Source organism: Natrinema sp. CBA1119, assembly GCF_002572525.1.
GTDB lineage: Archaea > Halobacteriota > Halobacteria > Halobacteriales > Natrialbaceae > Natrinema.
The window spans coordinates 1-21,493 of sequence record NZ_PDBS01000004.1; the positions used below are offsets into that span (position 1 = coordinate 1).

Here is a 21,493-nt window from a genome sequence, read left to right on the forward strand (position 1 = left end):
GCGCACCACCGAACGACCAACCAGAGACTCCGCAACAGGAAGCTCACCAGCACAACCAACAGCCGGACCGCGGAGTCGCATGTCGTTGTTCCCGCTCGCTTCCTTCGTACATCCTGTACTCCGTCTAGTTGGAGATGGTCGTCTTCAGTGTCTCAGCTGTCTGGTTCCCAGGGTTGATGACCGGTTACACGACCGGGGCGGTTGCGCTGAACTGCTGAATGGACGCGCCGTTGTAGAAGGCCCGATCAGCGAGGAGGCCGGCGATATCAAAGGGGAGTGCCGCGACGCGGTTGAGGACGCGCCCGATTACGTCGCTGATGGCTTCGTCGCTCCGGACGGGCGTGATAGCGACGAGGAGCGGCTTCGCTCGGACGAGGGCGAATGCGCCAAGTAGCTAGGCCATCCGTCTTTAGCTAAGCCAGAAACCGCGTGAGAGCAGCGGCTTATCGGGACTACTTTTCGAGAGGAGTGAGGAGGTAACCGCTGTGCGCACAGAAGCCTCCTCATTTCGAATTATGCGTCGGCTCACTACACTGTTTCCCTCTGAGTATCTCGAAGAGCACGCCGAGGAACTCGGCGTGGTCGAGCGTGAGGGCAAGCTTCAGGTTCCAGCCCTCGTCTGGGCGCTCGTGTTCGGCATCGCCGCAGGCGAGAGCCGAACACTCGCTGGGTTCAGACGCAGCTACAACTCGACAGCTGATGAGACCATCTCTCCCGGTGGCTTCTACCATCGGTTGACGCCGACTCTTGCAGAATACCTCCGCGACCTCGTCGAGGCCGTGCTCGACGAGGTCGCTGTTCCCGACGCTGTTGACGCTGATATTGACCGATTCAGGGACGTGATGATCGCGGATGGAACCGTCCTGCGGTTACACGAGTTCCTTTCTGAGGAGTTCCAAGCTCGTCATGAGAAGCAGGCTGGAGCGAAGCTCCACCTGCTCCACGATGCCACTGATAAGACGATTGAACGACTCGACGTGACTGACGAAAAACGCACGATAGCACGCTGTTCAAGACGGGTTCGTGGCTGCAAGGACGGCTAGTTCTGCTTGACCTCGCATACTTCAAGTACCGCCGCTTCGCGTTAATCGACGAGAACGACGGCTACTTCGTGAGTCGGCTGAAGTAGACTCGAATCCGGTGATAACGGAGGAATTACGGGAATAGCGCGGTCGCGCCATCCCCTTGGAGGGCAAGCAGATCCACGATGTGGTCGATGACCTCTCGCGGAAGTACATCGATGTAGAGGTCGAAGCGGAGTTCAAGCGCGGGCAGTACGAGGGAACGCGGTCGCTGGACACGAAACGGTTCCGCGTCGTCGGCGTCCTCGTCGCGGACGCCGACGACTACCACCTCTACATCACGAACTTGCCGCGAGAGGAGTTCTTCCCGGCGGACTTAGCAACGCTGTATCGGTGTCACTGAGGTTGAAACACTGTTTCGTGAACTGAAGACGCAGTATGAGTTGGACGAGTTCGACACAAGCGACCCGGATGTGGTGAAAATTCTACTGTATGCGGCGTTGCTGTCACTGCTGGCGCTCTTCAGTAGACTGGCGAAACCAGGAGCATTAGTGCCTCTGGCTGGGCAGAAACGGATATGCACGAAGACCGCCCTGCCTTCGGCCAGAGGCTACCGGAACTTGCGGAACTGGGCGTAATAGAATTTCGGCCCGAGCCGCTCGACGCCATCGTTGAGCGGCGTCTCAAGACGATCTGGGAGGAACGCTCCTGTCCAAACTGTGGCGCAGACAGTCTCCACGCCCTCAACGGCTCCGACCGTATCTGGTGTGGCCGCTGTGACTGGAAAACCACGTACACGCGAGGGACACCCTTCTACGATTCGGAACTCACCCCCGGTGAGTTCCTCATCGCCTTCATTCTCTACGCTGACACACTGCTCAGCATCACCCAGATCGCTGGTCTCCTCTCTCCGTGTTACACGACGCTTCACGACCAACTCAGAGAGTTTGAAACCGCGTTTTGTCGGGGGGTTTCCGACTGTCTGGGAGCGCATCTCCCAGACAGTCGATAGATCAACACAGGTCGATGAAACACGCAGGTGTGTTCGGGGTTCAAAGGCCAAGACCCGCCGCGGGAGGGACTCGACCGCGGCGAGTCGCCCGAAGGCGGCCGCACCCGCTGGACAGGGGATCAGGGAGACGAAATGACGCTCGTCGCGGCCTGCCGCGACGTGCTTCGCGTGGTGTCAGCCCAAGAGGGAAGCGACTACGAGGACGATCTCGCGCCGGTGATTGAGGAGGCCGACGACCTCTCCCAGCCACTGGGAGAGGTCTGGACCGACAGACTGCCAGCTTACCGAGATATGGAGTATGATCACCGGTACGTCGTCCACGACGAGGGATATGTCTCTGACGAGGGCGTCCACACGAACCAGGCAGAGTGTCTCTGGTCGCTGCTCCAGCCGTGGTTGGCGAAGTTCCGCGGCCTGTCCAAGCAGGGCTTGGAGCAGGCCGCTCGGACCTACGGCTTCCTTCGGTCACTGAACCTTACTGGGGCACCAATCCACGGCCTCATCGATTGCATCGCCGTCAACGTGTTCCGCTAGTTCCGCCAGTCTACCGAAGAGCGATACGTCCTGTCCACGGTGCGGTCATCAGAGCATCGTCACGTGGGAAGAAATCGACCGTATCTGGTGCCGCGACTGCGATTTTAAGCCGGTTTTTACCTACGGAACACCGTTCCACGAGAAGCACCTCACCGCAGGAGAGGTGCTTCTCGCGTTCACACTCTACGCCGATACGTTGCTCAGTATCAACCAGATCGCACCGTTGCTCGGTCGAACCTACAAAACCGTTCACACGGCGATTCGAGAGGTGGAAGCCGCGGTTCAGCGCGGCTTCCCCGTCGTCTGGAGCCTCTTCGACCAGACCATCGATGGACCGACGCAAGTCGACGAGTCTGGGAAGGTCTGTTCGGGGTACAAAGGACAAGAGCCGCCGCGGAACAGTCGTTCGCGCGGCGGCTCGTCACAGACAGGCCGCTCACGCTGGCGAGGGCGTCACGGTGATCAGTTGACGCTCGTCGCGGCGTGCCGCGACTCGCTTCGCGTGATTCGTGGCCAACTCGGCATCGACTACAGCGGCGATCTTGAACCAGTAATCCAAGAGGCTGAAGACCTCTCCCAGCCACTGGGAGAGGTCTTGACCGACGGACTCCAAGCTTACCGAGAAATGGAGCGTGATCACCGAACGGTCGTCCACAAGGAGCAGTACGTATCTCCCGAGGGCGTCCATATTAACCAAGCTGAGTGCCTGTTTTTACTCATCCAGCCGTGGCTGCGGAAGTTCCGCGGCCTGTCCAAGCAGGGCTTGGAACAGGCCGCTCACACCTTCGGCATCGTTCGATCACTCACTCTGACTGGCGAATCCACCGAGTCAATCGTTGATTGTCTCGTTATCGGGGCTTTCCGTAATTCTACATAAGAGCGAGAGCGATACTGAGTGGAGACACGGAAGGGAGCTGGAGAGAATACCTCGCCCACACACCCCTCGTCCAGAGTGAAAACCAATCAGAGGTGTGGGGTGAGGTCCACAGGAAATAGGGGTTTTCGTGAGAGAAGATCAGCAAGATTCACGGAAAGACTGCCTGTGACGGGAGAACACGGAAGAAATGGAACAGCAAACACGAACAGCGTTTCGAAACCACCTGGACGAATGCCGCCTTCGTCCTCTCCCCTGTGCTGAATGCACTTGGTGAATGGTAAGAAGCAGGTAGTAATAAAACTTCTAGATAATGATATCCAGATTGGCATGTTTGGAGGATTTTCGGTTGTGTGACGACTGCTGTTAGAGGGATACACGTCTCATGTCTTGTGATTTCGATACTTCCCAACCGACTCGTCGTGTAATTTCCGCCGGGTCAACTGAGGGACTCTCGTAGCGTTTCACTCTGGACGAGGGGTGTGGGGGTTCGATTCCGTCATCCGTGTATTGTGAAACGTTAAAGGAACAATCGTCGTTCTGACTATTCGCTAATCAGCAAAGCGGCATCAACGCCGAAATCAGGATTGGTATCTCCCGATCTTCCTCGTCAACCGGAATCAAGACACCCAATCCCGACAGTTCCGACTGTACCCTGCTTTGCTTCGTGCCGACGAACGTTCGTCACCATCACTCGAGGTTCACACTCCAGCTCGTCACACCGGCGCTTTCACTCTGGATGAGGAGTGTCTGCCGTGCGTCAGACACCCAGTGCCGATGAGTTTTCTCATAGAAATGATTGATTACCCGGTTCGGGAGATACACTCTGGACGGGGGTGTCGTCTCAACCAAGTACGCTGCTCACCGGGTGGAGGGCTATTCACTCTTGACCAGGGGTGTGTCAAACCCGCTCCAGTCCGGCGTTTTCACTCTGGATTAGGGGTGCCGGTCTGCGTCGGTAACTCCCGCTCCGAATCCGATTTCACTCGGGACCGACTCAACCCTTTGTGAGGATGATACGCCAGCGACAAAACATCAGAAGACGACCATAGCCCGATTTACACTCTGGCCGAGGTAGCCAAATCATTAAGTAGGTCCCATCCGCGATGTCTGATATTGATGGCTGAGGAACCGTCCCAACTCTCTGACTTCGACGGCCGCTATGAGGATCCCGCCGACGATCCCCTCTTTGACTTTGATGAAGACGACCCCAACCGAGCCAACATTTTCGCTCGAAAGGAGCTGCTGAAGGTTGGCCACGTCCCTGAAAGCGGCCGTATCGTCGGCCGGGATGGCGAGATCAAGGCCGTTGCTGCTGAACTCAGACCGATCGTCCGTGGCGATCCGCCCAACAACGTGATTATTTACGGCAAAACGGGAACCGGGAAGTCGCTCGTTTCCCGTCACGTCACCGAACGAGCTCGCCGAGCCGCGGAGTCGAACGGTGTGTCCGTCGGCACGGTCTACGTCGACTGCGCGCAGCACAACACACAGACACGCGTCGCGAGGACGGTGACTCGTTCACTCAACGAGACGGACGAGACTAACTTTGATATTCCACGCGCAGGGATTGGCAGCGGTGAATACTACGACTATCTCTGGGAGATTCTGGATACTACCTACGAGTCGGTCATCATCATTCTCGACGAGGTGGACCGACTCGATGACGATGATATTCTTATGCAGCTCTCGCGGGCTCGCGAATCGGGGAAAGCGGATTGCCACCTGGGCGTCATCGCAGTCAGCAACAAAATCGAGTATCGCGACCAGCTGAACGAACGCGTCAAGTCCAGTCTTCGCGAGGAGGAGTTTGTCTTCCAACCCTACGACGCGAATCAACTGCGCGAGATTATGACGCACCGACGGGACGCGTTCCACGATGGCGTTCTATCTGATGATGTGATTCCGCTGACGGCGGCACTAGCCGCTCAAGAACACGGTGACGCCAGAAAGGCAATCGAAATTCTTCGTCACGCCGGCGAACTAGCCGAGCGAGAAAACGTCGATACAGTCGTCGAGGAACACGTTCGCGATGCCCAGGAGTGGGCTGAAATCGATCGGTTCGAGGAGCTTCTCCGTGGATCGACGACACAGGTCAAATTCATCCTCTATTCTCTCGCGCTGCTCACCGAAGAGAATCCAAACGAGGACGGGTTTTCGACCAACCGGACTTATGAACGGTATCAGACGACGACAGAGAAGGCTGACGCGAAGACTCTCAGCGAGCACCGCGTCTACGAGCTGTTGAAAGAGCAGGCGTTCCTCGGCGTCGTTGAATCAACTCGGACCGGGGGTGGCCGGGGTGAAGGCAGTTATCTCGAGCACCGGCTGGTTCAGGACACGGGTATCGTGTTGAAATCTGTCCTCCGGGACAGTCGGCTGGAAGACTTGGCCTAGCCCTCGGTTCGGTCGCTCACCACACCCCTGGTCACGAGTGTATCTCTCGACACGTCGGGCTCGTGGGGTGGGTGTGTATCTGCACCGACTACTCGTCTGGGTTAACTGGACTCTTGTACTTCGACTTCACTTTGTCACCTTCCCGCCACTGCCAGTAGTAGTAGCGGTTGTCGTTGATTTCCTTGATCGTGATCGTGGCCTTCGACGGGACGTCGTCCGGAAGGTCGTCCGGCCGCTCGTCAATCTCGTCGTCCTCCGACTCCTCCTTGAGACGCGCTTCGCGAGCTTTGTACTCAGCCAGCTCCTCGGCGTAGCGCGCGACGTGCTGGAGTTGGTCCGGCGAGTAGCCGTTGAGTGTGTTGACGATATCTGTCAGGAGTTCCGCCGGCGGCGTCGGTGGCTCGTAGGACATCAGCGGTCGCCTCGTATTAACCAACAGAGCGCGTATCGGCATAGATTTGTTGGTTAATCAGATATTGTCTCGTCACGGGCTAAAGAGTACGAATAGCAAACTATTCAGAAATAGACCGTGCCGTTAGACGCCATCCGGACGGGGGGCGTTTTCGTACTTGACCATCTTCTCGGGCTTGTCGGAAATGGTGTCGTAGATCTGCTGGAGCGTCTCTTCAGCGGCGAGCAGGTTGTGTTCCTCCAGGAACTCCCGTCCCTCCTCCGTGAGTCCGTAGAACTTCCAGGGGTAGCCCTGTCGGCGCTGGTCGTCGTCCAGGGCGACCTCTTTGACGATGCCGGCGTCGATGAGCTTCTGGATGTGCTTGTAGACGGTGGCATCACTCACGCTGGGGTTGAGCTCCTTGAGCTCGTACATCGAGGGTAACTGCTCGGGGTGCTGGAGGATGTTGTTGATCAGCGCGAACCGCGTCTGTTGGGTGACGAAGTGGACGAGCTCGCGGGATTCCATCGCCTCAGCAGTTCCCAGGTCGGTGCTCATACGACACGATACACGGCCTGGCGGCAAGTAGTTTACCATTGAGTAAACCACTCTGGAGTAAACCACACCTGACTAAGCTGGTGAATTACTCCGTAAACCATATCGCACGACGCTGAGAGGGGCCATATATGTCCGACGAGGAGCCGCCCGTCCCTGAAGAAGTCCTCACTAGTGCGAAGGACCAACTCGACGACAAAGAGATCTCGCTGGCGGACAACGAGGAGATCCTCCACACCCTGAGCGAACTGATCCCCGTCTACGAAAATAAGCGCTCGTACTTCGTGCTCGGGAACTACGATCGGGAGCCGATTCGGCGGCTGAACCTCGTGGTCGACCGGCTCAACCGCCGGCAGGACGCCTACGCCTTCCGGATGGTCGACATCCGCGGGGAATGGGACAACAGCATCCAGAAATTCTGCCTGATTGCCGACATCGTCACCTACCTCGTTGGTGTCGCCGAAAAGGAACCGAGTGACTTCCTCGTCGAGCAGGGCCTCCTCGTCGGCACGACGGAGTTTTTCGCGAAAAGCCACGTCCTCAAGCGGGTGTATGAGGACGAAGAACACCCCTTCGGCTGGATGCAGGACGGCGTCTTCGAGCTGTTCGAGCAAGAGAGACGGCTGTATCGCTGGCAGACCGAGGAGGAACTCGTCGACGTGATAGAAGAACTCCCGTGACGGTAGTGGGACCGTGATTGTCTGCGTTAACCAACGTTGAGGATGTACTGGATAGTTTGTTGGTTAATTAGGATCCGTCCGCATCAGCGGGAGTCGCCCATCCAGTCGCGGGACTCGACCGCGCTACTCCGCGATAGAGTTAGGCGTCTGGATCAGTGACTCGGAGAGACCCATCAACTTCATAGAACCAGACGGAGTCAAGTAACCGTTCGATAGCATACTCCGCATCGGCCGGCTCGGATGGGAACGTATCATGAGCTAACAGTCGGTCATATGCCTGCTCCTGCGAGAGCCCGCCTTCCCTATCCTCTATCTCGGGTACGTGGATTTCGTAAGCGTCTTCGATCCAGTCTGGGAGCGAGCGCGGTTCATTTGCCCACATTTCCCATCAAGCTCGGTTATCCCGTGTCTGGTGGTTCGTGCTGAATCCAAATAAGGACTCGGCAGCTGCTACGGATTATCGTAGCCAATCGAGTATTCCGCTTCGTGGAAACAGCCCCTGTGGTTCGATCCCAAGGCAGGAACGCTACGAGCACCTATGATAATTCCCATGAGTATGTTACTGAAGAAACGCTGATTTTCGGTGGTATGCTCATTCTCGGACGGATTCCGATAATACCATCCTAAACGCCGAAATGAATTCCCGATAGAGAGGCCTCGTGAGCCTGCTCTCTGGTGTCACTCACTAAGAGGACAAATATCTTTTATACTATAGACAGTACGCTTACTCGGCTGAAAGCGCCCCCGGTGCGTGAACACCGGAGACTACACTGCCAGGATATGACAGCACCAAATACTAACAGCGCTGCGAGTAATAACTCTGTCTTTCAGGGTTCTGAAGACAGACCAGACACTCCCGCCAACGACCATGCACTCGTCCAGATTATCGAATATGCATACGAGACCGCTAGTACCACGACTCGCCGCGACCTTGAAATCGAAACCCAGTGGAACACCACCGAACTTGATCAGCTTCTCGACCGGCTCGAAGCAATCGGCTGTGCGGAGTTAATCGGCGACTCGGCTCATCGGATGATTATGCTGACGAGTCGAGGCGAGTTCCTCGGTCGGAGGCGATGATGACCAATACCGAGTGCGGACGTGCGTTTCCAATGAGCCTGGAAGACGTATTTCAAGCGGTTTCGAACAGCCGACGTCGACGGGTGATTCTCTCGGTTGATCGGGTCGAGAACGGTGTGGACGCGAACCAGCTCTCTATCGAGATCGCATCCCGAGAGAACGCTATTGATCCGAGCAAGATGACGGGCGAACAGCGCTCACGCGTGTATGTCAACTTGGTTCAGGATCACTTGATCACACTTGACGAACTTAATGTCGCACGTTACGACCCCCGCTCGAAACTCGTCAAGGCGACGGATACGACTGCACCGCTGGCTCGACTGATCAGGGAAGTGACGGCTGACTGCTATACGCCTGTGGAGGACGCAGGCGAATGAGAGCGTCTTCGGAGGTTGTGGATTCTGAAGCCCTCCCTGAGCCGGTCGTCGTTCACGTGGGCAGCGTCGAGTTGCTTCTTGAGTGGGCCGAACACGCCAGTACTGTATCAAATGTCGTCATTGCGCCAGTGGAGCTCCACAGGCGGAATCTGAAGCTCCGTCTCACTGAGGCAAATCTTCCGTTGGACGCGTTCGCGTTTACCGGGCCTTCGGCCGTCGCTTCGCACGTCATGGAAACAGCGGGTGAGCCCGCGAAGGCGTTGGATCGCGTTGACCGACTCGCACTGCTCGGGGACATTCTGGGTGGTGAGAACGAGGCGACCGAACGCTTCCGGTTGGTGCTTGGTGGAGAGCCGGCACAGAGTGGGACCGCCATCGAGCAGGCGCGACGCGAACTCGAAGTGACGACGAACTACCACCCCGACCGAGTCCGTGCGTTCCGTCAGGCCGTCGAATCGGCACCGTCCCCCATCGACGTCGATGCGGATGACCTTCTTGACGGGACGCTTGCCGTGGAACGGGCGCTTCGGCGTCGCTCCAAGAAGGTACCGTCCGATGGCGAACTCGTCCGCCGTGCCACACGAATCGTCACTGACACGGACGGCGCAGCGTGGACCGATGCATATCCGGCCGTCGAACGGATCGCAGTTGTCGGGTTAAGTACCGTCCCCGCGACACTCGTCGATCTGCTCACTGCTGTGACGTTGCGGTGCGAAGTCGAAGCCCATCTCTTCCTGCGCCGCGGGACGGGTCCGTTTCTCGAACAACGGCTCACCGACGTATGGGCGGTCCCGAACCCGGGGAGGGTGGTGGTCACATGACTGATACACCATCTCCAATCCGGTTCGATACGTCGAACGTGGAGCCCAACGTCCCGGTGGCGGAGATCGAGGTGACTACACGCTATCAGGAAGCTCGGACCGCGATGGCTGTCGTCGCTGCGCTCAGAGAACACGGCGTTCCCATACGAGATATCGTCGTCGTCGCCCGTGACCTCGACGGATACGAGGAGACACTTGCCCGGGCCGCGATTCGCCACGGTGTCACGCCGGTGTTCTGGACACAGATCGACCTCGTCGAGACGGACCTATATCGGCTGATAGCGTCGCTCTGTGAGCTGTTGGGTGATACCGAACCGAATTCCGAGACCCTTCTTCGCCCGCTGGAATTAGGGTGGACACCACAGGAAGCGACGGACGTGTGGCCGCTTCCCGGTGAGGTGCTCGCGGAGACATCCCATCGGCTTCCTGAGGACTCGCGTCCGATTCACGCGTGGCAATTGCTCCTTGAGGAGGTAACGTGGACTGACCGACGAGTCGCCGATTACGTCGAGTGGATCGCCCGGGCTCCGGAACCCACACCAACAACCGTCGCTGCCGTCCTGGGTGGTGTGGTCGATTCGTATCGGGAAGTAGTCCTACCGGAGCGACGGGCGACCGACTCGCCTGCGCTGCTGGAGACCGAGACGGCAGCGCGTGCGACTGTGCGAATGGAGACGCTCGTCGAACAGGTCGAGAGCAAGTACACCCAGCGACTGGCGGACGGATGGACGGATGAATCGTGGGCAGCGGTGCAGGGAATGTGCGAGTCGCTTGCCCGGCAGCGACCGGGACGTCGAGAACACGCTAACGCGCGCGCCCTCGATCTTTTAGAGGCGAACGACATCTGGGCGCGCGAAATCCCATACGTTGTCGCTGTCGGACTGGTCGAAGATGAGTGGCCGAACCAGACAAAGAGTACCCTCCCGCCGGAACTCCAGCACACCATCCTCGTCAGTGACCGCCCTGCTGGGCGACTGGCACCACAGACTGCGTGGCATGGCGGTCGTGATCTCGACCAGTTCTGCGACACAATCGCCGCAGCCACCCGCGGTATCATCGTCACGCGTCATGCGCTTGACGTCGATGGGAATCAGAAATTCCGATCGCCGTTGCTTGATCATCTTGACACCGAATTCGTCGACCGGGATTCTCGCCAGCAACTCCTGAGTACTGACCGAGCCCTCCCGAGTCAGATCGAATCGATGCTTCTAGACGATGAGTCAGCGACACCGGGGAAGAATTCTAATGAGTAACCGATCCAGCAAGGACGACAACACGACCGACTGCAGTGCCCCGATCGAACTTCGAGATGCACAACGACGGATTCGGGATGCGTACTTCGACCACGACGACGGCTTGTACGTCCTGAACTGTAATCCGGGAGCCGGCAAGACGGTCACGATCACGGACGTCGTACCGGAGGAACTGTTGCGAAGGTATGTCGCTGGTGATCCGGTGCCCGAGCAGCGTGTCTGCGTCGTCTCCTTCACGCGTGACGACGCTACTGCCTTCGTACCGGCAGTCATCGAACGACTCCGTGAACTCGTCGAGTACGACATGACGCCGGCCGCCGCGGCCGTTTCTAATGACGATGTCGAGTATCTCGTTGAGCGTATCAGGCAAGCGCCGCTCTTTGGGACCGTCGACAGTGTTTTCCGGAGTCTCTTCGGGGAGTTCGCCGCTGAAGTAGGGTTCGAAGAGATGCCGGATGTCGGCAACGAGGGGCAACTTACACGCCTGCACGCTGATTGCTACGAGGAACTCGCGTCTGAGTCGGCATATGCAGAGGCTATCGATGTCGTCGAAGCTGGCTACCCGCCGGGCGAGTACGACGACGGCCCGACCGCTCTCTTACGCCAGGCGCTCCACCACTGTCGCGCACGTCGTCTCACAACAGTCGAGTTCATCAATGAGCTCCGTGCGACCGTCAACGCCGTCTACGATGAGGGGGAAACCGATTCGTTCGACGATGTAGCTGGTGCGCTCGCCCGCTGCGTCGGGAGCGAAGCAGCAGGCGAAGCACGCCGATCGCTGGACGGTGCCGACCGTGAGGAGATCGTCACCGCCGACCAACAGTTACATACGGCGTGGGTTGAGGTGATTGACGCCTTTGGGACGCTACTGGATGGATACCGCGAGGCGTACCGACGACTCACCCGCGAGCGCGGTGTCATCTCGCATACGGACTGTTCATTCTTGGTTGCGGAGTTCCTCTCGGGAAATCTCGGCAACGGTGATCCAGCGGCGAGGAAACGGGAGCGAGTCCTGAAGCGGTACCAAGATCGTATCGAGAGCGTCATCATCGACGAGTCACAGGATGTCTCTCAGCTCCAGCACGAGGCACTCGCCCAGATTGTCATGGAAGACTGTCGCGTTCTGGCGGCTGGCGACATCCGTCAATCCGTGTACGTGTGGCGAGATGCCTACCCGAGACTCTTCGAACGTGCCGTCGAAGAAGGTCGGTATCTGGGTATTGACTGGGACACGCACGTAGTCGAGACGGCGGCTACTACGTATCGTTGTACACCTGACGTCGCCGCAGCAGTCAACGCGATTGCCGAGCCGATGCTTACCGACCCTACGCGTGGCGATGTAGGGGCCCTCGACGTTGTATATCCACGTCTGGACGCCGATCGGGATCCGAATCCCGGGCCGAGTGTCCATATTGCCGCGTTCGACACCGACGCTGTTCCGGGGTCGATCCCGTACGTTTCCCCGGACAGCGGCAAAGGGGAAGCTGGCATTTTGGCGACGTACCTCTCCTGTGGTCTTGCTGACGGTACGTTCGATTGCGTCGATGGTGAGACTGAACCAACAGACGAAGCTAGCTGCGGCGACCCTGATGTTACAGTATTGTTCCGATGGCGAACACACATAGATACGTATCGGCAGGCGTTCGAGGCTGAGGGACTCACGGTTGCGGATGCCTCGACGTATCTTTTCGACTCCCCCGCTGTTACGGCCGCCATCGACGTCGCCGAGTGGCTTGCCGACCCTGTCGCCACGGATCGCACGCGGGCACTCGTTTTGGAGTCCGAACTTGGTCTGTCCACGCTCGAAGCGACCTTCGAGGTGCACGACTGGCAACTCGACGCTGTTCATGACGCGCCCTTGAGTGACATATCCGACCAACAACGCGATATCCTTGACCGGCTCTACTGCCTCCGAGAACAGTACACGACGTTCAGTAGTCAGTCAGCTGCAGTCAGTCTCGCCGACCTCATCGACACGCTAGCGTTGCGAGCGGATCCGAACGATGTCGCTCCGGCGGTTGCGCCGGAACAGCGGGTCGCTAATCTGGACAAGCTCGTCGAACTCGTGGCCCAGTGGGAGACCGAGTCTTTGAGTACGCTGAGCGCTCTGACGGACGTCCTGACACAGTATCGCGACGAGCCCTATATAGGGCCGACCCAGCCAGTCCACACCAGCAATCACGACGTCGTATTTACAACGATCCACCAGATGAAGGGTGACGAGAGCAACGTCGTCGCCCTCGCCGACATCGGCTACCCCTTGCGCAAACATGGCCCAGTCAGCCAACGCTTCGTCAACACCGGGCCGATGGTCGGGCTCGCCCCACCGATACACGCTGCCGCACCGGAAGTGGAGGCACTATCGGTCTATACTCGTGGTCTTTACGACCCCGATGGCGACGATACTCGGTTTGGTTCGACCGCCCATCCGCTTGATGTCGGTCTGCGGTGGGCTAGTGAACGCTGGTCCGACGAGACTAGAACCGATTCCTCTGATCCCGAACTCGTCGGTCACGACCACATCCAGACTGCGACTCGTCTCACGCGATCCGAAGCTTGGCGGCTCTTGTTCGTCGCCTTGTCCCGTACTAGGAACCATCTCGTCGTTCCACTACCACGCGACGTTCCCGGTTCTGAGCGGCCACGGGATCGCTGGCTTGAATCGATCCGTGATGGCCTCGGATTCGACGGGACGCCTGGTGGAGGGACGTACTCCCTCAACGTCGAAGCACCGGACGGTAGGACGCGATCCATCGACGTGGCCGTCAATGCTGTCGACACGCTCCCTAGGCACTCCACCTCCGACGACTCATACTGTCGGCTGAATATTCTTTAGGCTAGAGTGTGATTGGGAGGTATGGCCACGCTTGACGCCGCCACCCTCGACGACCTCCGCGACGCTCTCGCGGAGGTCGAGAACAAGAAGCCGACACAGCGGCTGATGGCGGTGATCAACTACCTCGAAGAAGACGACGCGACGATGGTAGAGGTAGCTGAACGGTACGGATACACCGGTCCATGGCTGTCTCGTTGGGTTGGCCGGCTCGACCGGCTCGCTGATGAGCCGGTCGAGCAAGTCGTCTACGACGATCCGCGTGAAGGCAGACCAGCCGAACTCTCTGATGAACAGCACGACAAGTTCGTTGAGACACTCCACGAATCACCCGAAGAAGTTGGACTAGACGCGCCCGCGTGGTCTGTTCCACTAGCTCGTCACTACCTCGCCGAAGAATTCGACGTTGAGTACTGTGAGCGGCACGTCCGACGATTGATGTCTGAGGCCGGGCTGTCCTGGAAGACAGCCCGGCCGGAGTTCCACAAATCCGACGAAAGAGCCCAAGAAGCCTGGCAAGAAGGCTTCAAAAAAAGCGCAACGACCTGGACGACGAATACACAATCCTGACCATCGATCAGACGCGCCAGGTACTCTCGACGCTGATCTATGTGTGGTTTCCGGAAGGAGAGCGCCCGTCACTCCCGGTGACGGGCGCGTGGGATAGCATCAAGTTGCTCGGTGCAGTCAGCGACGGCGGTGAGACGTTCTTTCTGCCGTGTGCAGAGAACTTCAACAGCGACACAACGATCCGTTTACTCGACGCACTTCAGACCGAGTTCGGCGAAAAAATCTGCGTCGTCTTGGACAACGCGTCGTATTTCACGGCGAACGCAGTGCAGGAATTCGTCGAAGATACACCGATCGAACTCTGTTACCTTCCGCGGGGTTCACCAGAGCTGAACCCCGCGGAAGAGTGCTGGAGACAACTCGATCAAGAACTTGGGAACCGTCTGTTTGAGACGCTTGACGATCTTCGTGGTGCTGCTCTCTCTGCACTCAACCGCATTGAAGTTCCAGATATCTTCACGTATTTATGTCCGTAAGTATCAGCCACTTCGTCAGCGTTTGCAGCGACGTCACCACCTGCCGAAGAGGACCTTTCTGCTCTCGTCCCGCGAATGCTTCGACCGAGCACGCTCTACCCGCTCTCAGAAAACCCCGAGGCGAACATCCTCGACCACCTGCAGGGCCGCCCACTCCATACGGACGCCGACACGGTCGACGACGGCCTGCCGCTTTCCCTCGACGAGTTCGATACGGAAGACGTCGGCTCGTTCGTCCACAGCATTCTCACACGATGTGTCAATCACGGCGTCTCAGCACACAACCTCCGGACGCAGAGTCCGACGGTCGACCGAATCATCGACGACGAATTACACAACCACGGTCCACCTGCGAGCCAAGCTGAACGTGACGGCCTGGTTGAGTTCCTCTCCAAGTTTGTTCTCCCTGACATCGCCAGCTCAAAGTTGTGGGAACAGCTGGAGCGAGCAGAGAGGGTCATCGTCGAGAAACCATTCCGCAGGCACACCAGACGCGGGGACGTCGAATTCGAGATCGAAGGGCAGGCAGACTTCGTGTTGCAGAACTCGGATGGATCTTGGACAATCATCGACACAAAAATCGCACTCACAGACATGACCAGCGAAACCCGACGCCGGTACGAAATTCAAGTATCGTGTTACGCAATGCTCCTCGGCGCAGAGAGTAGTGTAGACCAACCAATCAACTGCGCAATCGAAACATTCGGCGCAGTCACTGACCGACAAGAGGTCCAATTCTCGTCGTCAGAACTCCAGGACTACCTGGACACACTACTCGAAGGAGGCAAGTAATATGCCGGCTGCAGCACAGACACGGGTCCTGCTCGCAGACATGACCTGGGAGCCGGTAAGCACACTTACCCCAGGGCAACGGGTCATCACCTTCGACAAAACACCACACGATCACCGGTACCGAATGTACCGCGTCGGAGAAATCACCGATATCGAGATCTGCAAGGCAGAAGCAATCCAAATTACAACATCCGACGCTACTGTTTCCGTCTCGACCAGCCACAAGTTCCTCGTCCAGAAGTGGAATAAATCGATGTATCGCGAAGCGGGGGAGCTCAGCGTAGACGACGAAATCTACTGGTTCGCCGCTCCAAACGAGTACGAAGAGAACGACGCGTACCGAGAAGGATACATCACGGGCGCGTTTTGTGGCGATGGAAGCGTCCCGGGATGGAAAGACAGAGTCGAAGACCCCCGAAATACTGGGTCGTACATCAGTTCCGTGGATGAAGAGGTCGCACGAACTGTCGTCAAGTACGCCGAAGACGTAGCCCCAGAGTTCAAATTGTCGTTAAAACGACGGCAGTACACCGACAGCTCGGAGACGGCGTTGATGCCAGTGTCACCTGGTGCCTGTGACGAGATCATTCGAGACAGATTAACGTCGAAGCTTCCTTCAAACGACGAGGACTACGCTCGCGGATTCTTGGCAGGAATGATGGATACTGATGGAACCTACCCGAAGGGGAAAGAGCTGGGGTACTGTCAGTACGAAGGACAGATATTCTCACAGGTCTGTGAGTACCTCGATTTGTTGGGTTACGACTGGAGCTACGACGAAGGAGAGAAAGGGGAGTACTCTGACAAAATCCGTCTCACGCCAGGACGAGAAACGGGCAGAGCGTTCGAACACCTGCTGGAAACCCGTCCCAAAGTCAGCCGAAAACGATTAGCGTTTGCCGGAAATCGGCGAATCAGCGGTCAAACCTCAATTAACTCCATCAAACCGGAAAAAGAGAACACTATGTATTGCGTGTCGACCACGGAGGGAACGCTGATCACAGAGGGTATGTTATCTCGTTCACAGTGAAGGGAGATTCCCCAGGGATCTACCATTTCACGCCTCTTCCACTGTGGATAAGCGTGAAAGTTCGTCTCGTCGTTAGGGAGCCCCGCCTTCAGGTGGATCCCCGTATCGCGGTTGAGAGCCACGCCTTGGCGGCTTCTTCGGCGTCGTCAACGCAGATCGTTTGACACGTCTTGTGACTTTCAATAGCGTCTTCAATCTCTTGGATCGCAGCGGTGAACAGCATCGTGCTCTTCGTCGTCCTAATCCGGTCCTCATCGCGGTCGTATTCGACGATGCCGTACTGCTCGAACACTGGAAGGTGCTCATCACGGAGCGTATCGGCGGAGTCTTGGATCTGCTTCCCGGAGGCGAAGTGATTCCTGATGTCGTCGTCAAGTGCAGTGATGTCGATTACGAGTTGGGTCACGTGGGGTTCGTACGGCTGGGTCGGATCCATCATCATCAGCTCGTCAAGCCCGCCGAGGAGGCGTCGACGCGTGTCAGATGCAACGAGTTCGGCGAGCTCCTCGGGAGTGAGATCAATCGGCATCGGATCCTCGATCATGCGTCTACCTCACCTCCGCGCTCGGATTTCGGCGTGTAGCAGGACGATTCGGTGCGGCGGATGACCTCTGCGAGGCCAGCGGTCGCGTCTGTCGGGGCGACCTGCTTGCTTCTAGAGTCGTACTTCACTGCGCCGATCTCGTGGAGTGTATCCAAGTGAACCTGCGTCAAGGCGATGTAGACGCGGCTACGCTGCTCGCTCGTGACCGCACTGGGTTCAACCCCATTCTCGATTGCAGCGAGTTCGACCGCGAGGTCGCCGGCGCTGATTGGGCTATCGGCGTGATCGAGCGAGAGTAGAACGCGCCGTCTCCGGCAGTTGCTGATCGCTTCGAACGCGTCATCGGGGTCGAGCGGGATGACACGGTAGTTCTCCCGGGCTCCTTTAGATCCGGGCATCAGAGCCCAACCTCCTGAACGAAGTGTTCGCTTTTCGCCGTCAGTAGCAGGACGAGTTCCTGTAGGCCGTCAAGCAACTGCACGAGGTTGGCGGTTTGCATCCGGGAGATGTTGTCACCGCTCTCGTTGCGCGTCCAGCCAGCTTCGGCAGCGATCTCGGCGGCGGTGATCGCGCCGTTACGGTTGTTTATGTGCTGTACAATCGATCGAAGTCGTGGACCACGCTGGGGAGTGATGTTCTCGGTCCCGACTCGAGATGAGCGAGGGACAGAGTTATCACTCGTCGCGTGGGTACGTTGGCTTGCTGTCATCGTTGGCAGTAGGTGCCCGGCGTCACAGCGCCGGGGGCCGTTTTGTCAGGCCAGTTCGGGATTGTGAATGGAGTATAAAAGATGTTTGTAAAGTTAGTCGCTGGTACGTTACCCGACTGACTTAGCGCTTGTATGGATTGGATTTGACGGTTAACTAAATGGATCTCCAAATGAGTAATTCTGTGCGGAAATCAAAAATGCATGTAGACGCGTTAGAAGATCTTGTAGATCGCCTGCAGGTAGGGCTCTCGAACGTGACTTTCCCAGTAGTGCATGTAGTCTTCCATCGCGTCGCCTTTGTCACCGCGGAAGTACTTGACCAGCAGTTGATCGTCCGTTCGAGCGCCGAACACGGTCCTGAAGAAGTGCCTGAAGTAGTGGGGTGAGACGTTGCTTTCGAGCGTTGCGTCGGCGTCCCACCAGCCCTGTGCTTCGGCCCAGTCGCTCACCTGATCCCAGATGTAGTCGGCTCGGAGCCGGTCACCTGGGATTGTTGAGCTACCTGGGACGGTCAACGTCAGCAGCGGTTCGGCGGGCGATCGTGACGGCGGCCGGATCGCCAGCCACAGTAGGATCACGGCTTTGGTCTCCTTGTCGATCGGGACGTATGTTCCGCGGGCTCGTTTGTTCGGATCCTTCCGCTCTTCGCCGTTCACGACGTCGCCGACTTCGATCTCGGATCGCGGCGCGATGTACAGGGTATCGGGCCTGTCTTCGAGGTTCTTGCGGCACTCTGGGAAGTGCTCTTTGAACCAGTGGTGATCGAGGTTGATGTCGCGCATGTCGAGGTTGGCGAGTTCCGAGGCTCGCATCCCGGTCTTGATCAACAGCATTAGGATGCACAGCAGCAGCGGATGGTTGACCGAGAGGATGGCTTCTCGCATCTGTTTCAGTGAGAGATCCCGCCGTTCCGTGGTTCGATCGTCGTTCCACGTTCGGTCTTCCAGCACGAGCGCGATCGCGTTGTAGTTGATGTCGCTGTAGGTCTCACTCCGCTGGCGGCGCATCGCGTAGTCGTAGAAGTGCGCGACGCTGCCGGCGTAGCTTTTCACCGTTGAATCCTTGATGCTGTCTTTCGCTTCGAGCCAGTTGATGAAGTCCTCGGCGTCGTCATCGTTGAAGTCACCGGGCTTGATCCCGCGTTCATCAATGAACTCGGCGAAGTGCCTGAGCGCGGTGCCGCTCTGTCGCCAAGTCTTTCTGCGTACCGACCTCTTTCGGTTCTCCATGTAGGCGGCGATCTCATCGTCGCGGTCGGTCAAGTCGGTGTAGCCGGGGGACGTCCACTGGTTCGGGTAGTCGTCTTCGGCTTCGTCTTTGTCGTCCCCTATCATTTGAGGTAGTACCCTTCCTGTTCCGGGCTGTACTCGATCTGGCTGTTCGTCTTCAGGATCGTGTATGTGGTTTCGCGGATCGGCGAGAGGATCGCTTCGAGGAGCTCGCCCTGATCGATTGCGTCGGCTTCGTCGTCGGGGAGCTGCTCGACGATGTTGGCTTCGAGTTCGCCGCGGCCGTCCTCGTCAGCGAGGTTTTCGAGCGCCACCAACTGGCGTTCGCCGGCGGTGGCCATCGCACGCATGTACTCGCTGAGGTTCATCTCGCGCTCTTCGGCACGTTCTTCGATCCATGTACGCTGGTAGTCGTACATGGAGAGTGTGAGCTTCACTTGTTTCCCCGTCCCGTCTTCGGGATCGGGGTCTGCGTTTGGTCCTATCATCTGTTTGGGTGTTGTGATTCTGCTATCGTTATTATACGGCTTCTAAGCGGTTCTTCTGAGTTAGGCCGGTAGAGTTCGTGCTGCAATCGTCGATTTATGAATGATGGAAGTCTGCTGAATGAGTGGAATGAGTGAATCGCATGACTGCGTCGGGTTGGGTGACACGATGATACGGGCTTGGTCATGCATATTCTGTTGTCGTTCACCCCGGTTCTCGCAGGGCTATAGGCCGATTCGCACGGCACAGGGCTCCTACCGGCCGACCGCGCCCGTTTCGTTGTCACACATACAACTTTCTGGTGAAGACGTATAAAAGCTCGCAACGATTATCAGAAGTGTGGTAGTATGTTAAACGCTAAATTCTGGGATTAGAGAGGCTGCAATATGGTCGTGCTGTCAGCAGGTAAGTCATACTGACAGTATGCCCTATTAAACCCTTGGATTTCGTAACCGGCTTCGCAACGGTACAAACTACGCCATGATGAGAGACTAACCGACAATCTACCACGCTGACTGTCTGATACGTACAGGAACCGCAATGTTTGTGGTAGAATCAGTACATCACAAAGCCGGTTAGTTGAGACGTCTGCTGACAAAAGGTGTGCTAAAACCCCAGCAAGCAGACTGTGAAATCCACGAGGACCAGCCTCTTAACCTCCTTATCAACGCTCTTGACGGGGAAGTTGTTCTCACCCTCGCTGAAAATATGCCTTGTTTTGCCGCCAGCTGACGGCAGCCAGAGCCGCTCTCACAGGAAGATTCCGTCAAACTAACCGGGAAATGGACGCCGTCTGGCGATATGGTATCGCTCAGACGGCTTGCCTGGATGTGTCGAAAGCTAGCCAAACAGCACGTTGACGAGCCGAACGTACCCGCCGCGCCGGACGGCGCGGACGGGTACGCTGAGTGGGTACAGATCGCCTTGATTTTGTTCCGCGTCGAACTGGAAAAGAGCCTCCGTGAATCCGAGGACTACCTTACCTCAACGAGATGCCCGGCGTTCTCGCCGTGTTCGAACTTGACGAGGCACCGCACTACAGTTCGTTCTGCCGGTGGGAACAAGAGTACCGGATGCGTGAACTCCGCCGCCTGCTCCGCGCGTCGGCGGAGCAGGCGGGCTGGAGTGGTGAAGCTGCGATTGATGCGAGTGGCTTCCAGCGCGATCAAACGAGCTACCACTACCGCGACCGCGCGAATTACTCGTTGCAGTCGTTGAAGACGACGATCTTGATCGACGTGAACTCGCTAGCGATCAAGGACGTGCATTATACGACGCAGAAGGCGTGGGACGGCCACATCGGGATGCAGGTCTTCCGCCGGGACGCGGAAGACCTGCGTGTGTTGTCTGCTGACGCGAACTACTCGTGGAGCGACCTCCGTGAGGAGTGTCGCTCCAACTCAACGCGACCGTTGATCAAGCACCGGGAGCAGACACCGTTGCAGAAGGCCCACAACGCCCGGATGAACGAGGACTACAACCAACGCTGGATGAGCGAGACAGGCTTCTCGCAGTTGAAGGAAGACAACGGCGAGAAGCTTCGCTCCCGGAGCTGGCACGGCCAGTTCCGGGAGCTGACTCGGAAGTGCATCGTGCATAACGGCTGTGTTGAATCACTAGACAGCGTCGGGATGGGTCGCTAAATCAAAGGAGTTGAAGCGGGACGATTTGGTTGTCCATGACACAAATCTCCCGCTTCACTGGGGAAGTTGTCCCTGTTGCTCAAAGAGTTACTGGCGATGGAGACGAATCCGCCGCTCCGGAAGGAGGCGGCGGATTCGCCGACTATGCACTCGTTTCCCTCCACTGTCTGCGGATTTACCTCGAT

Annotated in this window: 15 protein-coding genes and 5 pseudogenes; 14 read left to right on the forward strand and 6 right to left on the reverse strand. The window is 57.7% G+C overall.

Translation table 11 applies throughout. From position 1 onward, the window contains the following. Window positions 1–515: 515 nt before the first annotated feature. The 4 genes and pseudogenes from CP556_RS21540 to CP556_RS21555 form a co-directional block, all read left to right on the forward strand. Window positions 516–1,537 (forward strand): annotated as a pseudogene (locus CP556_RS21540) (IS4 family transposase); the annotation flags it as partial. Window positions 1,538–1,599: 62 nt separating this feature from the next. Further along, window positions 1,600–2,568: pseudogene (locus CP556_RS21545) on the forward strand (IS1595 family transposase). Window positions 2,569–2,593: 25 nt separating this feature from the next. After that, window positions 2,594–3,445, forward strand: a pseudogene (locus CP556_RS21550) (IS1595 family transposase); the annotation flags it as partial. 1,116 nt (window positions 3,446–4,561) lie between these two features. After that, a complete protein-coding gene (locus CP556_RS21555; RefSeq protein ID WP_098727737.1) occupies window positions 4,562–5,839 on the forward strand; it encodes a Cdc6/Cdc18 family protein in 1,278 nt (425 codons plus the stop codon). 88 nt (window positions 5,840–5,927) lie between these two features. Here the strand turns inward: CP556_RS21555 and CP556_RS21560 are convergent, their stop codons facing one another. Then, the gene (locus CP556_RS21560) at window positions 5,928–6,251 is read right to left on the reverse strand and encodes a DUF6788 family protein (protein ID WP_098727738.1); all 324 of its coding nucleotides are present in this window, start codon (window positions 6,249–6,251) and stop codon (window positions 5,928–5,930) included. Window positions 6,252–6,374: 123 nt separating this feature from the next. Further along, the gene (locus CP556_RS21565; protein ID WP_098727739.1) at window positions 6,375–6,788 is read right to left on the reverse strand and encodes a MarR family transcriptional regulator; all 414 of its coding nucleotides are present in this window, start codon (window positions 6,786–6,788) and stop codon (window positions 6,375–6,377) included. A gap of 128 nt (window positions 6,789–6,916) precedes the next feature. Here CP556_RS21565 and CP556_RS21570 point away from each other — a divergent pair, with 128 nt between their 5' ends. The 8 genes from CP556_RS21570 to CP556_RS21615 all read left to right on the forward strand — a co-directional run bounded on the left by CP556_RS21570 (window position 6,917) and on the right by CP556_RS21615 (window position 16,697). After that, window positions 6,917–7,465 carry a DUF8170 family protein gene (locus CP556_RS21570; protein WP_098727740.1) on the forward strand — a complete coding sequence of 183 codons (549 nt, stop codon included), beginning with the start codon at window positions 6,917–6,919 and terminating at the stop codon, window positions 7,463–7,465. A 1,112-nt stretch (window positions 7,466–8,577) separates the two neighbouring features. Continuing rightward, a complete protein-coding gene (locus CP556_RS21585; protein ID WP_218011997.1) occupies window positions 8,578–8,922 on the forward strand; it encodes a DUF7344 domain-containing protein in 345 nt (114 codons plus the stop codon). Beyond that, a complete protein-coding gene (locus CP556_RS21590; protein WP_486187788.1) occupies window positions 8,919–9,743 on the forward strand; it encodes a hypothetical protein in 825 nt (274 codons plus the stop codon). Before CP556_RS21585 ends, CP556_RS21590 begins: the two co-directional genes overlap by 4 nt. Continuing rightward, window positions 9,740–10,996: a PD-(D/E)XK nuclease family protein gene (locus tag CP556_RS21595; RefSeq protein WP_098727753.1), complete on the forward strand. Its 1,257-nt coding sequence runs from the start codon at window positions 9,740–9,742 to the stop codon at window positions 10,994–10,996. Before CP556_RS21590 ends, CP556_RS21595 begins: the two co-directional genes overlap by 4 nt. Next, window positions 10,989–13,832, forward strand: a complete 2,844-nt coding sequence (locus tag CP556_RS21600; RefSeq protein WP_176548293.1) for a UvrD-helicase domain-containing protein — start codon at window positions 10,989–10,991, stop codon at window positions 13,830–13,832. The genes CP556_RS21595 and CP556_RS21600 overlap by 8 nt, the downstream gene beginning before the upstream one ends. Before the next feature lie 21 nt (window positions 13,833–13,853). Next, a protein-coding gene (locus CP556_RS21605; RefSeq protein ID WP_255291564.1) for an IS630 family transposase occupies window positions 13,854–14,875 on the forward strand; the annotation gives its coding sequence in 2 pieces (ribosomal slippage) (window positions 13,854–14,357 and window positions 14,360–14,875; 1,020 coding nt in all). A 75-nt stretch (window positions 14,876–14,950) separates the two neighbouring features. Beyond that, window positions 14,951–15,667, forward strand: coding sequence for a PD-(D/E)XK nuclease family protein (locus tag CP556_RS21610; RefSeq protein ID WP_098727746.1), 717 nt, complete (start codon window positions 14,951–14,953; stop codon window positions 15,665–15,667). A 1-nt stretch (window position 15,668) separates the two neighbouring features. Next, the gene (locus tag CP556_RS21615) at window positions 15,669–16,697 is read left to right on the forward strand and encodes a Hint domain-containing protein (protein WP_098727747.1); all 1,029 of its coding nucleotides are present in this window, start codon (window positions 15,669–15,671) and stop codon (window positions 16,695–16,697) included. A gap of 88 nt (window positions 16,698–16,785) precedes the next feature. Here the strand turns inward: CP556_RS21615 and CP556_RS21620 are convergent, their stop codons facing one another. The 4 genes from CP556_RS21620 to CP556_RS21635 form a co-directional block, all read right to left on the reverse strand. Then, a complete protein-coding gene (locus CP556_RS21620) occupies window positions 16,786–17,241 on the reverse strand; it encodes a hypothetical protein (RefSeq protein WP_098727748.1) in 456 nt (151 codons plus the stop codon). Beyond that, complete coding sequence (locus CP556_RS21625) at window positions 17,238–17,639, reverse strand: DUF7344 domain-containing protein (protein WP_098727749.1); 402 nt, start codon at window positions 17,637–17,639, stop codon at window positions 17,238–17,240. Before CP556_RS21625 ends, CP556_RS21620 begins: the two co-directional genes overlap by 4 nt. Before the next feature lie 523 nt (window positions 17,640–18,162). Beyond that, window positions 18,163–19,284, reverse strand: coding sequence for a tyrosine-type recombinase/integrase (locus tag CP556_RS21630; protein WP_098727750.1), 1,122 nt, complete (start codon window positions 19,282–19,284; stop codon window positions 18,163–18,165). Beyond that, window positions 19,281–19,667 (reverse strand): hypothetical protein, encoded by a 387-nt coding sequence (locus CP556_RS21635; protein WP_098727751.1) that lies wholly within the window; start codon window positions 19,665–19,667, stop codon window positions 19,281–19,283. The genes CP556_RS21630 and CP556_RS21635 overlap by 4 nt, the downstream gene beginning before the upstream one ends. Before the next feature lie 799 nt (window positions 19,668–20,466). Between CP556_RS21635 and CP556_RS21640 the strand changes: the two are divergent. Beyond that, window positions 20,467–21,308 (forward strand): annotated as a pseudogene (locus CP556_RS21640) (IS5 family transposase). A 35-nt stretch (window positions 21,309–21,343) separates the two neighbouring features. Then, window positions 21,344–21,493: pseudogene (locus CP556_RS21645) on the forward strand (IS5/IS1182 family transposase); the annotation flags it as partial.

Coding starts and splice junctions, on each gene's coding strand:
- CP556_RS21590 (WP_486187788.1), top strand. CDS start 8,919: ATGAGAGCGTCTTCGGAGGTTGTGGATTCTGAAGCCCTCCCTGAGCCG.
- CP556_RS21555 (WP_098727737.1), top strand. CDS start 4,562: ATGGCTGAGGAACCGTCCCAACTCTCTGACTTCGACGGCCGCTATGAG.
- CP556_RS21630 (WP_098727750.1), bottom strand. CDS start 19,284: ATGATAGGGGACGACAAAGACGAAGCCGAAGACGACTACCCGAACCAG.
- CP556_RS21585 (WP_218011997.1), top strand. CDS start 8,578: ATGAGCCTGGAAGACGTATTTCAAGCGGTTTCGAACAGCCGACGTCGA.
- CP556_RS21570 (WP_098727740.1), top strand. CDS start 6,917: ATGTCCGACGAGGAGCCGCCCGTCCCTGAAGAAGTCCTCACTAGTGCG.
- CP556_RS21620 (WP_098727748.1), bottom strand. CDS start 17,241: ATGATCGAGGATCCGATGCCGATTGATCTCACTCCCGAGGAGCTCGCC.
- CP556_RS21565 (WP_098727739.1), bottom strand. CDS start 6,788: ATGAGCACCGACCTGGGAACTGCTGAGGCGATGGAATCCCGCGAGCTC.
- CP556_RS21600 (WP_176548293.1), top strand. CDS start 10,989: ATGAGTAACCGATCCAGCAAGGACGACAACACGACCGACTGCAGTGCC.
- CP556_RS21595 (WP_098727753.1), top strand. CDS start 9,740: ATGACTGATACACCATCTCCAATCCGGTTCGATACGTCGAACGTGGAG.
- CP556_RS21610 (WP_098727746.1), top strand. CDS start 14,951: ATGCTTCGACCGAGCACGCTCTACCCGCTCTCAGAAAACCCCGAGGCG.
- CP556_RS21560 (WP_098727738.1), bottom strand. CDS start 6,251: ATGTCCTACGAGCCACCGACGCCGCCGGCGGAACTCCTGACAGATATC.
- CP556_RS21635 (WP_098727751.1), bottom strand. CDS start 19,667: ATGATAGGACCAAACGCAGACCCCGATCCCGAAGACGGGACGGGGAAA.
- CP556_RS21625 (WP_098727749.1), bottom strand. CDS start 17,639: ATGCCCGGATCTAAAGGAGCCCGGGAGAACTACCGTGTCATCCCGCTC.
- CP556_RS21615 (WP_098727747.1), top strand. CDS start 15,669: ATGCCGGCTGCAGCACAGACACGGGTCCTGCTCGCAGACATGACCTGG.